Source organism: Marinobacter sp. UBA3607, from assembly GCF_002375525.1.
Lineage (GTDB): Bacteria > Pseudomonadota > Gammaproteobacteria > Pseudomonadales > Oleiphilaceae > Marinobacter > Marinobacter vinifirmus.
The window spans coordinates 170,486-184,074 of the sequence record NZ_DFLY01000017.1 but is presented as its reverse complement, the minus strand read 5'-3'; the positions used below and the strand labels follow the sequence as shown (position 1 = coordinate 184,074).

The following is a 13,589-nucleotide window of genomic DNA, read 5'->3' as shown; positions in this document are numbered from 1 at the left end:
GGGATAGAAAAAACAAAGGCTCCCCAAGGGAGCCTTTGTCAGGTCAGAAGGACTGTTAAATCAGTACTTCTTGCCTGCAGTTTCCGCTTCGATCTTGCGGGTAATGTACCACTGCTGGGAGATCGAAAGAATGTTGTTCACCAACCAGTACAGTACCAGGCCTGCCGGGAACCACAGGAAGAACACAGTAAAGATCAGCGGCATGAGCTTCATGATCTTGGCCTGCATGGGATCCGGCGGTGTCGGGTTCAGGCTCATCTGGATGAACATGCTGGCACCCATCAGGATTGGCAGGATGAAGTACGGGTCCATCTGGGACAGATCCTGGATCCACAGCATGAACGGCGCGTGGCGCAGCTGCACACTTTCAAACAGTACCCAGTACAGGGAAATGAACACCGGCATCTGAACCAGGATCGGCAGACAGCCACCCAGCGGATTGATTTTTTCGCGCTTGTATAGCGCCATCATTTCCTGGGACATACGCTGGCGGTCGTCGCCATAGAGTTCCTTCAGGCGGGTCAGCTGCGGAGCGACCGCACGCATCTTGGCCATGGACTTGTAACTGGTGGCAGACAGGTGGAAGAACACCGCCTTTACCAGAACCGTCAGCAGGATAATGGCCACACCCCAGTTACCCACCAGGCCATAGAACCATTCCAGGATGATGAACAGCGGCAGCGAGATGAAGAACAACCAGCCGAAATCAACGGTGCGGTCCAGGTTGGGTGCCAGGGCTTCCAGGCGATCAATGATCTTCGGGCCCACGTAGGCGGTTGCGCCAATTTCCGCGGTATCACCGGCAGCCACCGTGGTGGCGGGGTAAACAAAGCCCATCACGTGCAACTGATCCCGACGGGTACTCTGGAACTGGGCTGTCTGATCACGGTCAGGAACCCAGGCGGTCAGGAAGTAGTGCTGCAGAAACGCCAGCCAGCCGTTGGTAACAGACTGGTTGATGCGGTTTTCGGATAGATCATCAAAGTCGTATTTTTCGTAGGGGTCTTCCGGCGTACTGACCACCATACCCAGATAGGCCTTGATACCCATGCTGGCCTGGGAAGTGGGGTCCGGAGCCTGGTCACGAACGATTTTGCCGGTAAAGTTGCCCTGCCAGTCGGATTCCGAGTTGTTGCTGATCAGGTAACGGACACCGATTTCGTAGCTGTCCCGGGCCAGTTGGTAACGCTTGGTGATAGCCACGCCCTGATCGGTGGTGAAGGTCAGGTCGATGTTGAGTTCGTCCTGGCCTTCAGATAATTCGAACTCGCTGCTTTCAGCGTTGAATACCGGAGCCTGGGAGGCGTTACGGCCATCCGGGCCATCACGGCCGATCAGTCCGCTTTCCAGCAGGTAGGTACGGGTCTGGGTGCTGGACAACAGTTTCAGGGGTTGTTCGCTGTTGAGGGATTCGTCGTACTGGAGCAGTGAACTTTCCACCACGTTGCCGCCAATGCGGTCAATCTTCAGCTGGAAAACGTCGGTGGTTACGGTGATGTAGCGGTTGCTGACTGAACCTTCCGCAGCTGCAGACGTTGACGACAGGCTACCGGTTTCCGGTGTCGCGAATTCATCGTTGCCTGATGCTGTCGATCCGGACTCCGGCAACACCATATCGTCTGCCATTGCGTTGCCGTTAACGGAGGACTCAGCCTCTACCACCTGGGTAGTTTGCGGCTGGTTATAATCTTCGTTCCAGGCTAGCACCATCAGGTAACTGACAATCGCAAGACCGGCAAACAAAACGATGCGTTGAATATCCATAAACTTAGGGTCTGGTCTGAGTAGTGGTGTGAGTGGATTCAGTCAGGTTGCCGGTTGGCTCTGGAGCAACGTGCCCGGTTCCCGGTACAGGATCATAACCGCCTTCGGCCCAGGGATGACATCTGAGTAGACGCGCACCTGCCAGGTAACTGCCTTTGAGAGCGCCATGATGCTGAATGGCTTCGACAGCGTATTGTGAACAGGTAGGGTAGTGCCGGCAATGGCTCGCCATCATTGGAGAGATGGCATATTGGTAGAACCGGATGGGTAAAAGCAGTAATTGGCGCATCAATCTGTACCTCGGGACGTCGCGTCTGAGCCCTCAGACGTTGATTTTCGGTACGTTTTTTCGAGTTGCTTGTTGAACTGCTTTTTCACTCTGCGCCAGATATCGTCCAAAGCGGAATGCACCGCTGGATTTTCCAGCTGGGCAAGGCCTTGTCTGCCAAGAACAATAATGTCCAGGGCGGGTAAATCCTGCTGATTTCTGAAGGTTTCCCGTACCTGGCGTTTGATCCGGTTTCTCTGGACCGCCAGTTTCAGGTTTTTCTTCGAGAAAATCAGTCCGACCCTGGCGTGACCCAGATTATTGGGAGCAGCCAGGATCAGAAAATTCCTGTGCGGAACTTTCAGCTGTACGCCATCGAAGACCTTGCTGTAGTCCGAAGGTTTCAACAGTCGATGAGACTTCGGAAACGTCAAAGCCTTCATGAGGCGAGCGTAAAGTTACGCAGACAGACGTGCGCGGCCTTTGGCACGACGACGGGAAATTACCTTACGGCCGTTCGCAGTCGCCATACGGGCACGGAAACCGTGAACACGCTTGCGCTTCAGGACGCTTGGCTGGAATGTTCTTTTCATGGTGATGATCTCACAAATCGTCAATGGACATTGGTAACTGGCTGGAAAATAGACAGCCAAAACAGGAGCGGCATTCTAGTCAAATCCTGAGACAAGTTCAATGTTTGAGCGACAGGTAAAGCAAGTTTTCCGTATGGGTAAAACCCGCAAGGCTCACTAACAGAATCTATAAGTCTTTTTTAAATTCTTTCAAAGATTATTTATTACTGTTATTACGCACCATGATTTCTGTGGAAAAGCCTAAAAATCTCAACAGAAACAAAAAAATAGAATAATGATAAGGCTTGTGAAAGGTCGCTCTGAGCCCTGTGGAGAACACCCTGTCGAATTGTGAACAAGTCCGGTTCGGAATCAGGGAGCGAGTTATCCATGGTTCGGTCAAGGTGTTGCACACAGGGTTGAAGCGGTGGTTTACACAGAGCCCTGTGTATAACTTTTTTTCAGGGGTTTTCTGTACACAAGGCTGTAGATAGGTTTGTAAGAATTTGAAACTGAAAATAAAAAGTTTCCACAGGCTGTTCATGACCTGCACAGCCGGCCTTTTACTGAACCCCGGCTCGGGGTAGAATCCGGGGTCACCTTGAGCAACGGGAAAGCCCTTTCCGGTGTAAGAACAGTCAGGTAGTCGGGAGCAGGCGGTCGTGCCGAACAGTATGTGGCATCAATGTCTTGAAGTACTCCGGGATGAATTTCCCGCACAGCAGTTTAATACCTGGTTGAGGCCCCTCCAGTCGGATCAGCGCGAAGGGCAGTTGATGCTGTTCGCTCCCAACCGTTTCGTGATGGATTGGGTGAATGAAAAATACCTGCGCCGTATAGAAGAAGTATTAAAGGAGCTGGGAGGCGGTCAGGCCCCCCGGGTTCAGATGAAAGTGGGGTCTGCCCCCAAGGCGAGCGAGCCGGTGGTGCGTTCGGTGGCCGAGCCGGTTCCGGAACGCCTGTCTGATGAAACCGGCGAGACCGTTACTGAAGAAGAGAAAAGCGTGGCGGCTACGGTGGCCAGTCCGCGCCAGGCGCCAGGCAGCACGTCTGCCGGCAGGACCGGTGGTAACGAACGGCGCCCGGTGCAGGTTGAGGGTGATATCAAGCACCAGAGTTTCCTGAACGAAACCTTTACCTTCGATACCTTTGTAGAAGGTAAATCCAACCAGCTGGCCCGCGCGGCCTCCATGCAGGTGGCAGAGAACCCCGGTGGCGCCTATAACCCGTTATTCCTTTATGGTGGCGTAGGCTTGGGTAAAACCCACCTGATGCACGCCATCGGTAACGAGATTGTCCGTCGCAACCCGAAGGCCAAGGTGGCGTACCTGCGCTCGGAACGGTTTGTGGCCGATATGGTCAAGGCGCTGCAGCTGAACGCCATCAATGAATTCAAACGCTACTACCGCTCGGTCGATGCCTTGCTGATTGACGATATCCAGTTCTTCGCCCGCAAGGAGCGCTCCCAGGAAGAGTTTTTCCACACCTTCAATGCGCTGCTTGAGGGTGGTCAGCAGGTGATTGTGACCTGTGACCGTTTCCCGAAAGAAATCGTGGATATGGAAGAGCGACTGAAATCCCGGTTCGGCTGGGGCCTGACGGTGATGGTCGAGCCGCCGGAGCTGGAAACCCGGGTCGCGATTCTGATGAAGAAGGCCGAGCAGGCCAATGTGAAGCTGAGCAGCGAAGCGGCGTTTTTCATTGCCCAGAAAATACGCTCCAACGTCCGGGAGCTTGAAGGCGCGCTGCGTTTGGTGATAGCGAATGCTCACTTCACTGGCTCTGAGATTACCCCGCCGTTTATCCGGGAAAGCCTGAAAGACCTTCTGGCGCTGCATGAAAAGCAGGTCAGTATTGATAATATCCAGCGTACCGTGGCGGAGTATTACAAGATCAAAGTATCGGACCTGTTGTCCAAGCGCCGGACCCGTACCGTCACCCGGCCCCGCCAGGTGGCGATGTCCCTGGCCAAGGAACTGACCAACCACAGTTTGCCGGAAATTGGCGATGCCTTTGGCGGCCGTGACCACACCACGGTGCTGCACGCCTGCAAGAAGATAATCGAATTGCAGGAAACCGATCCGGGCATCCGGGAAGACTACCAGAACTTTATGAGACTGCTGACCACCTGACCGGGGTGGCAAAACCAATAACATTCACTTCCGATAACTGAAGCCGAGTGCCATGAAACTGACAATCAGCCGTGAATCCCTGCTCACCCCGCTGCAAAGCATTGCGGGCGTTGTGGAAAAGAAACAGACCATGCCGGTGCTGTCCAACGTGTTGTTGGAAGCGGAAGACAACACCCTGACGCTGACCGGTACCAATATGGAAGTGGAGCTGGTAGGCCGGGTAACCCCGGTACACGTGGACCAGCCTGGCAGGATCACGGTTCCGGCCCGCAAGCTGTCGGATATCTGTCGTGCGCTTGGCGACGAGGCGCCGATTGACCTGGCACTGGAAGGCGATCGCTTGCACGTGCGCGCGGGTAATTCCCACTTCACCCTGTCCACCCTGCCGGCTGAGCATTTTCCGAATGTGGAAGACGAGCCGGAAAGTTTCCGCCTGGAATTGCCCCAGAAGGAACTCGGCCGCATGTTCGATGCCACTGCCTTCGCCATGGCCCAGCAGGATGTGCGTTATTACCTGAACGGTCTGTTACTGGAAGTGGACAGCGGCCATGTCCGTGCCGTGGCTACCGATGGCCACCGCCTCGCCATGGCTCACTGTGATCTGCAGACCGGTTGTCCGGACCTGCGCCAGGTGATTGTGCCGAGAAAAGGGGTGCTTGAGCTGGCCCGCCTGCTGGATGACGACGAGTCCCCCGTCACCCTGGTGATCGGCGATAACCACCTCCGGGCCACGGTGGGTGCGTACACCTTTACCTCCAAGCTGATTGAAGGCAAGTTTCCGGACTACAACCGGGTTATTCCCCGTGGCGGCGACAAGATTGTCCTGGCCGATCGCGCGACCCTGAAGAATACCCTGCAGCGGGCCGGTATTTTGTCCCACGAAAACATTCGCGGCGTACGCCTGAACCTGTCCCCGGGACAGTTGCAGGTATTTGCCAACAACCCGGACCAGGAACAGGCCGAAGATGCACTGCCGGTAGACTACCAGGGCGAATCCCTGCAGATCGGTTTCAATGTAGGCTACCTGGTGGATGTGATGAACGTCCTGGACGATGCCCAGGTGAAGATCACTCTGTCTAATCCAAACAGCAGTGCGCTGATTGAAGCCGAAAATGACAACAGCTGTCTGTATGTTGTCATGCCCATGCGGCTGTAATTATTTCCGGAGGACTTTATGGGTGCCGTAACGAATGGAATCAAAGGTGCTTTCCGAATTGGCCAGACCTTGTCGGTGCTGGGCCGTACCGGGCTGAACTGGGTGCGGGGCGATCGCCCCCCTACCCCGCAGCTGCTGCGCCAGACCTTCGAAAACCTGGGTGCTACCTACATCAAGCTGGGCCAGTTTATCGCCAGCTCGCCTACCTTTTTCCCGAAGGAGTATGTGGAGGAGTTCCAGTATTGCCTGGATAAAACCCCGAGCCTGCCCTTCAGCGTCATCCGCAAGATTATCCGGGATGAACTGGGCCGGCCGATTGACCAGGTGTTTGCCGAGATCGATCCGGTGGCCCTCGCCTCCGCATCCATTGCCCAGGTACATGCGGCAAAGCTGGTGACCGGTGAAGATGTGGTGATCAAGGTTCAGAAGCCGGGTGTGGAAAACATCCTGCTGACGGACCTGAATTTTCTGTATCTGTCTGCCCGTATCCTGGAAACCCTGGCTCCGAAACTGTCCTGGACTTCCCTGTCGGGCATTGTCGATGAAATCCAGCAAACCATGATGGAAGAATGTGATTTCATCAAGGAAGCCAATAACCTCAAGGTTTTCCGACAGTTCCTGAACGATACCCACAACGAAGACGCCACGGTTCCCCTGGTGTACGAGCATTGCAGCAGCCGTAGGATCCTCACCATGGAACGCTTCCATGGCGTACCGCTGACCGACCTGGAAAGTATTCGCGGATTTTCCAGCGATCCGGAACGCACCCTGATTACGGCCATGAATACCTGGTTTGCCAGCCTGACCAAGTGCGAATTTTTCCACGCGGATGTGCACGCCGGTAACCTGATGGTGTTGAAGGACGGACGGGTCGGGTTTATCGATTTCGGCATTGTGGGCCGTATCAAGCCGGACACCTGGCAGGCGGTAAGCGATTTTATTTCCGCCATCATGGTGGGCAACTTCGATGGCATGGCCGATGCCATGATTCGTATCGGCGTGACCCGTCGCTCTGTGCGGGTGGAAGATTTGTCTGCGGATTTGCAGAAACTATACCGTCAGATGGATCGCATGGTGCCGGACGATGTGCCCTATCAGGTGGACCAGGCCGAGGATGACGTGAACAACATCCTGATGGATATGGTTAAGGTTGGCGAAAGCCACGGGCTGCACTTCCCGCGTGAGTTCGCGCTGTTACTGAAACAGTTCCTGTACTTCGACCGTTATGTGCATATCCTGGCGCCGGAAATGGATGTGTTTATGGATGAACGCCTGACCATGCTGCATTAACGGGGCCCAGGTTTATCGAGATTTTCTCCCTATGGCGCTAGTGAAACTTCAGACCCAGAATTTTCGTAACCTGGCGCCGGATCCCATCAGCTTCTCTCCCTCCTTTAACCTGATCTACGGTGCCAATGGCAGTGGTAAATCCAGCATTCTGGAAGCCATTGGTTATCTGGGGCTCGGTCGCTCGTTCCGGGTCACACGGCACCAGGCGGTGGTTGCCCATGGTCAGAGCAAACTCACAGTGTTTGGTGGCCTGGATAAAGGCATGGCAGGATCTCCGGATGATAGCCAGGAACCTGTTGTTCATCGCCTGGGCATCGCCCGGGATGTTTCAGCCAAGGAAACCTCTCTTCGCGTGGACGGTGAGGCTGTTCGTAGTTTGTCGGCACTGGCTATGCATCTTCCGGTGTCGGTTATTGATCCCGGCGTCTTCGACATTGTGGCCGGGGGGCCGGGCAAGCGTCGCCAGTTTCTGGATTGGTTAGTGTTCCACGTGGAACCTTCCTTTTCTTTAACCTGGCAACAATGCCAGAGAGTGACATCACAGCGGAATCAAACGCTCAGAAATGGTAGACTGGACGAATCATTGATGCGGGTATGGGACAATCAGTTTGGTGCCCTTGCAGAAACCCTCAGCGACATCAGGGAACAGGTTTTCAGGAAGTTCAAAACAGCCTTCAATGAAGTGCTAAAGGAACTGGATGCCGGATGGACAGAAGGCCTCAAGCTGGAGTTCTATCCGGGCTGGGATCGCAGCCAGTCACTGGTTGAGGTACTGGCCGGTCACCGGGAACAGGAACGCCGGATGGGGCACACCCTGTACGGCCCCAACCGTGCGGACATTCGCTTGAAGCTAGGCGGGCGTCCGGTGGCAGAAACCTTTTCGCGGGGACAGCAGAAAACCCTCGTGATCCTGATGAAGATTGCCCAGGGCAAGGTTCTGAGCGATCTCGGTAAACAGGTTACCTTCCTGCTGGATGACATCAATGCGGAGCTGGATGTGCGCAACCGGATTATGTTGGCTCGCAAGCTCCAGGAATTGCGTTGTCAGGTGTTTATTACCTCCATCGAACACCCGGAACCCGACGTGTTGTGGGCCGGTGTCGATGCCCCTGAATACAGAATGTTCCACGTGGAACATGGAAAATTGACGGAAGAATAGACCGGGAATCACCTCAGGAGTCTCGTTAATGAGTGAATCGAACTACAATTCCTCCAGCATCAAAGTCCTCAAGGGACTGGATGCGGTGCGCAAGCGCCCGGGTATGTACATCGGCGATACCGACGATGGCACCGGCCTGCACCACATGGTCTTTGAATTGGTGGATAACTCCATCGACGAGGCTCTGGCGGGTTACTGCTCTGAAATCGGCGTGATCATCCACCCCGATGAGTCCATCACGGTCAAGGATAATGGCCGTGGTATCCCTGTGGATATCCATGAAGAAGAAGGTGTATCCGCCGCCGAAGTTATCATGACGGTGCTGCACGCCGGCGGTAAGTTCGACGACAACTCCTACAAGGTTTCCGGTGGTTTGCACGGTGTGGGTGTGTCAGTGGTTAACGCCCTGTCCTCTACCCTGACCCTGACCATCCGTCGTGATGCCAAGGTCTACGAGCAGACCTATACCCACGGTGTTCCCAACGCACCGCTGGCCGAAGTGGGCGACACCCAGGATTCCGGTACCAAGGTTCACTTTATTCCTTCACCGGAAACCTTCACTCACATCAAATTCCATTACGACATCCTGGCCAAGCGCCTGCGGGAACTGGCGTTCCTGAACAGTGGTGTGCGTATCCGCCTGACAGACGAGCGCAGCGGCAAGGAAGAGATTTTCGAGTACGAAGGCGGCTTGCGGGCCTTTGTTGAGCACCTGAACACCAACAAGACCCCGCTGAACCAGGTTTTCCACTTCACCCACGAACGTGAAGACGGAATTGCCGTGGAAGTCGCGATGCAGTGGAACGATGCCTTCCAGGAGAACATCTACTGCTTCACCAACAACATCCCCCAGCGGGATGGTGGTACGCACCTGGCCGGCTTCCGGGCGGCTCTGACCCGTTCCCTGAACAACTACATCGAGCACGAAGGCCTGGGCAAGAAAGCCAAGGTAGCCACCTCCGGTGATGATGCCCGGGAAGGCCTGACAGCCATTGTCAGCGTGAAAGTGCCGGACCCGAAGTTCTCCTCCCAGACCAAGGACAAGCTGGTTTCATCCGAGGTGAAAACCGCGGTTGAGCAGGAGCTGTACCAGAAGTTTGCCGATTACCTGCAGGAAAAGCCGAACGAAGCCAAGGTTATCGTCAACAAGATGATCGAAGCGGCCCGTGCCCGTGAAGCCGCCCGTAAAGCCCGGGATATGACCCGTCGCAAGGGTGCGCTGGATATCGCCGGCCTGCCCGGCAAGCTGGCCGACTGCCAGGAAAAAGACCCGGCCCTGTCTGAACTGTTCATAGTGGAGGGTGATTCTGCGGGTGGTAGTGCCAAGCAGGGTCGTGACCGGAAAACCCAGGCCATCCTGCCCCTGAAGGGTAAGATCCTCAACGTAGAGAAAGCCCGTTTCGACAAGATGCTGTCGTCTGCCGAAGTGGGTACGCTGATTACCGCCCTTGGTTGCGGTATCGGTCGGGAAGAGTTCAACCCGGACAAACTGCGTTACCACTCCATCATTATCATGACCGACGCCGACGTAGACGGCTCTCACATTCGTACCCTGCTGCTGACCTTCCTGTTCCGGCAGATGCGTGAAATCATCGAGCGTGGCCATGTGTTCATTGCCATGCCGCCCCTGTACAAGGTCAAGCGCGGCAAGCAGGAACAGTACCTGAAGGATGAAAAGGCGAAGGAAGCCTACCTGACCCAGACCGCCCTGGAAGGCGCCCAGTTGTACGTGAACCCTGAGGCACCTGCCATCAAGGATTCCGCCCTGGAAACCATGGTGAAGGACTACCAGGCCGTTATGGCAATGATTGATCGCCTGTCCCGTGCCTACCCGGCCATGGTGCTGCAGCAGATGATCTACAACAGCACCCTGACACCGGAGCAGCTGAAGGACGAAGAACCGGTCGCACGCTGGGTGGCACGTCTGGGCGAAGGCCTGGAACTGGACACCAAGACCGGCACCAAGTACACCTTCTCCGTTACCCGTGACGAAGAGCGTGGCCTGTACCTGCCGAAAGTGACTATCTACGTGCACGGTATTCCCTACGAGCACGTCTTCAGCCACGATTTCTTCGAATCTGCTTCCTACAAGGCCATTGCCCGCCTTGGCGAAACCCTGGAAGGCCTGATCGAGGAGGGTGCCTACATCCAGCGTGGTGAGCGCAAGCAGGCGGTACTGTCGTTTGAAGGCGCCCTGGCGTGGCTGATGAAGGAAGCCTCACGTGGCCTGAACATCCAGCGCTATAAGGGTCTGGGTGAAATGAACCCGGAACAGCTGTGGGAAACCACCATGGATCCCGAAACCCGCCGGATGATGAAGGTCACCATTGAAGACGCCTTTGCGGCGGACCAGATCTTCACCACCCTGATGGGCGACGATGTGGAACCGCGCCGTGAGTTTATCCAGACCAATGCACTGGAAGTGACCAACCTGGACGTCTGATTCCCGGGCGCTATCCAGGGCAAAAAAAACGGTGGCATCCGCAGGAAGCCACCGTTTTTTGTTATCAGTACCGAAAGGATATTCCAGTTCGTACTATTTGGAAGACTGTGCCCGCTTCCGTTCCTTCTCTTTCTCTTTCTCCACGAGGTGCGGTGCCATCACCTCTTCCAGGGTATGGCCGGTAAGCCTGCGAATGGTGCGCCACAGATACCAGAAAATCAGCATCATCATCACCATGGAGGGAATGGCGATCATCGGGTAGCTGACCAGGGTCATCCGCCCCAGCTCCTCATTGAACGCCTGGGTGCCAGACGGGCTCACCACAATCCACTTCGCCAGCACGTAGTTCATGATAGACGAGAACAGAAAGGTTCCGGCAAAGAAGTAACTGGCCTTCATCAGCCGCTCTTCGAATTCATCCACACTGCCCCGCTCCTCCAATGAAGCATGGATTTTATCCACATCCAGAACATTGGGGTTATACAGCAGGGTGCGCACCAGCGGGTATTTGGTGCGGGTGGAGATAAGCACTGCCAGCCCGATCACCGCGGGTACCGCCGCTTCCTTGATAGCCAGCCAGCCGGCGTCCAGCTCCAGCAGGCCGATACCACCGGTCAGGCCCACACTGATCAGGCCCAGCAGGGCAATGAAGTTCTTCTTTTGGTACCGGATGAGTTCGAACAAGCCCCAGCCTAACGGGAAGGCCAGGCCGAGGATCAACGCATTAACACTGCCCAGGTGCTCATCGCCACTGAACTTCATCAGAATAACGGAGGGAATCACGATACTGACCAGCAAATCGATCCAGGGGCGCGGCTGGTGATCCGGCGTGGTCTTGGGCTGGGAATTATCCGAAGTCATGTAAATACCTGAGTCTGAAAATTTGGTGCTGTTCAGGCACCCTGTGAATGCCCACAGTATACGATGAATCTGGCACAATCTGCTCCTTACCAACCGAACAGGAAATCCCGTGCGCGCCTACGCTGATAACGACTACCCCGCCGACCACAAACCCGACTGGAAAGTGATAGCCGGGCTCTGGCCCTATCTGACTGAGTTCCGGGGCCGGGTAGCACTGGCGTTGTCTTTGCTGGTACTGGCCAAGCTGGCCACGGTAGCCACACCGGTCGCCCTGAAATACATCGTGGATTACCTGGGCCAGAACCGCGGCGCGGACATGCTGCTGTGGATTCCGGTGGTACTGGTGGTGGCCTACGGCTCCCTGCGCTTTGGCGCCACCCTGTTCAACGAGCTTCGGGATGCCGTCTTTGCCCGGGTAGCCGAGCGGGCCATGCGGCGGGTGTCGTTGCGGATCTTTGAACACCTGCACCAGCGCGAGCTGGGCTTTCACCTGGACCGAAAAACCGGTGGCCTGGCACGGGATATCGAACGGGGCACCAACGGCATCAGCTTCCTGCTGCGCTTCACCCTGTTCAACATCGTGCCCACCATCCTGGAAATCCTGCTGGTCGCGGGCATCCTGTTAGTCGTGTTCAACGTCGGCTATGTACTGGCCATCCTGGTGGCAGTGGTGGTTTACGTGGTGTTCTCCATCAAGATCACCGAGTGGCGAACGAAGTTCGTGCGGGAAGCGAATGCAAGGGACAACCAGTCCAACTCCCGGGCCATCGACAGCCTGCTCAACTACGAAACCGTCAAATACTTCAATAACGAACGCTACGAAACCGAACTGTACGACCAGGACCTGGACGACTGGGAAAAGGCCCGCCTGAAAAACCGCTTGTCCCTGGCCACCCTGAACGCCGGCCAGGCCCTGATCATCGGCGTGGCGCTGATTGTGATCATGGCCATGGCAGTGGGCGAAGTGGCCAGCGGCGAGATCACCCTGGGTGACTTCACCATGATCAACGCCTACCTGATCCAGCTGTTCATTCCCCTGAACGCCCTGGGCTTTGTCTACCGGGAAATCCGCCAGGCCCTGGTAAACGTGGAGCGCCTGTTCAAACTGCTTGGGGATAAACCCGCTATCCAGGACGCACCGGATGCCAAACCTCTGGCTGTGGATAACGGCGGGGTACGCTTCGAACACATCCACTTCGCCTACCGCCCGGACCGCCCCATCCTTCAGGATGTGAATTTCACCATTCCGGCTGGCCACACGGTAGCGGTGGTGGGTGCCAGCGGTGCCGGCAAATCTACCCTCGCCCGGCTGCTGTTCCGCTTCTACGATGTGGATAAAGGTGCCATCCGGATTGATGGCCAGGATATTCGTGAAGTAACCCAGGACAGCCTGCGTTCAGCCATTGGTGTGGTTCCGCAAGACACCGTCCTGTTCAACGACACCCTCTACCGCAACCTCGCCTACGGTCGGCCCGAAGCGACCGAGGAAGAAGTCTACCGGGCCGCCCGCATGGCCCATCTGGAAGACTTTATCCACAGCCTGCCGGAAGGTTACGAAACTAAAGTGGGAGAGCGTGGCCTGAAGTTATCCGGTGGCGAAAAGCAGCGGGTGGCCATTGCCCGGGTGATTTTGAAGAACCCGCCGTTATTGATTTTGGACGAGGCGACCTCTTCGTTGGATTCCCTTTCCGAACAGGCAATCCTCGGTGCTTTGAAGGAGGTTAGTCGTCAGCGTACCACTCTGGTAATTGCTCACCGGCTGTCTACCATTCGTGACGCCAATACCATTCTGGTGATGGACGGTGGCAGGATTGTGGAAAGTGGTAGTCACAATGAACTGTTAGCTGCCGGTGGTCACTACGCCCATCTGTGGGAGCAGCAGCACCGGAGTGAGGACAACTCCTAGCTGAGCCAGTGAGCGGAGGGCCTTGCCAAAACTGTGCG

Annotated in this window: 11 protein-coding genes; 6 read left to right on the top strand and 5 right to left on the bottom strand. The window is 55.9% G+C overall.

Annotated elements, in window-relative coordinates; all coding sequences use genetic code 11:
• Positions 1-60: 60 nt before the first annotated feature.
• The 4 genes from yidC to rpmH are packed head-to-tail and all read right to left on the bottom strand — an operon-like array spanning position 61 to position 2,625.
• Positions 61-1,764, bottom strand: coding sequence for a membrane protein insertase YidC (gene yidC / locus B2589_RS07040; RefSeq protein ID WP_199457676.1), 1,704 nt, complete (start codon positions 1,762-1,764; stop codon positions 61-63).
• A gap of 4 nt (positions 1,765-1,768) precedes the next feature.
• The gene (gene yidD / locus B2589_RS07035; protein ID WP_082641126.1) at positions 1,769-2,053 is read right to left on the bottom strand and encodes a membrane protein insertion efficiency factor YidD; all 285 of its coding nucleotides are present in this window, start codon (positions 2,051-2,053) and stop codon (positions 1,769-1,771) included.
• On the bottom strand, positions 2,053-2,475 hold the full coding sequence (gene rnpA / locus B2589_RS07030) for a ribonuclease P protein component (RefSeq protein WP_232901983.1): 423 nt from the start codon (positions 2,473-2,475) through the stop codon (positions 2,053-2,055). Before rnpA ends, yidD begins: the two co-directional genes overlap by 1 nt.
• A 15-nt stretch (positions 2,476-2,490) precedes the next feature.
• Positions 2,491-2,625, bottom strand: a complete 135-nt coding sequence (gene rpmH / locus B2589_RS07025; protein ID WP_008172542.1) for a 50S ribosomal protein L34 — start codon at positions 2,623-2,625, stop codon at positions 2,491-2,493.
• Between the two features lie 641 nt (positions 2,626-3,266).
• Between rpmH and dnaA the strand changes: the two genes are divergently transcribed.
• From dnaA to gyrB, 5 genes are read left to right on the top strand one after another with little or no spacing between them, the layout of a single operon-like run.
• The gene (gene dnaA / locus B2589_RS07020) at positions 3,267-4,736 is read left to right on the top strand and encodes a chromosomal replication initiator protein DnaA (protein ID WP_094624301.1); all 1,470 of its coding nucleotides are present in this window, start codon (positions 3,267-3,269) and stop codon (positions 4,734-4,736) included.
• 52 nt (positions 4,737-4,788) lie between these two features.
• Complete coding sequence (dnaN, locus tag B2589_RS07015; RefSeq protein WP_058342178.1) at positions 4,789-5,892, top strand: DNA polymerase III subunit beta; 1,104 nt, start codon at positions 4,789-4,791, stop codon at positions 5,890-5,892.
• 18 nt (positions 5,893-5,910) lie between these two features.
• Positions 5,911-7,182 (top strand): ABC1 kinase family protein, encoded by a 1,272-nt coding sequence (locus tag B2589_RS07010; protein WP_058342179.1) that lies wholly within the window; start codon positions 5,911-5,913, stop codon positions 7,180-7,182.
• Between the two features lie 31 nt (positions 7,183-7,213).
• Positions 7,214-8,341: a DNA replication/repair protein RecF gene (recF, locus tag B2589_RS07005; protein WP_286816055.1), complete on the top strand. Its 1,128-nt coding sequence runs from the start codon at positions 7,214-7,216 to the stop codon at positions 8,339-8,341.
• A gap of 28 nt (positions 8,342-8,369) precedes the next feature.
• Positions 8,370-10,784, top strand: coding sequence for a DNA topoisomerase (ATP-hydrolyzing) subunit B (gyrB, locus tag B2589_RS07000; RefSeq protein WP_094624305.1), 2,415 nt, complete (start codon positions 8,370-8,372; stop codon positions 10,782-10,784).
• Positions 10,785-10,877: 93 nt separating this feature from the next.
• Here gyrB and B2589_RS06995 read toward each other — a convergent pair whose 3' ends face one another.
• On the bottom strand, positions 10,878-11,645 hold the full coding sequence (locus tag B2589_RS06995; RefSeq protein ID WP_199457680.1) for a VC0807 family protein: 768 nt from the start codon (positions 11,643-11,645) through the stop codon (positions 10,878-10,880).
• A 109-nt stretch (positions 11,646-11,754) separates the two neighbouring features.
• Here B2589_RS06995 and B2589_RS06990 point away from each other — a divergent pair, with 109 nt between their 5' ends.
• On the top strand, positions 11,755-13,551 hold the full coding sequence (locus B2589_RS06990; RefSeq protein WP_286816053.1) for an ABCB family ABC transporter ATP-binding protein/permease: 1,797 nt from the start codon (positions 11,755-11,757) through the stop codon (positions 13,549-13,551).
• Positions 13,552-13,589: the final 38 nt, after the last annotated feature.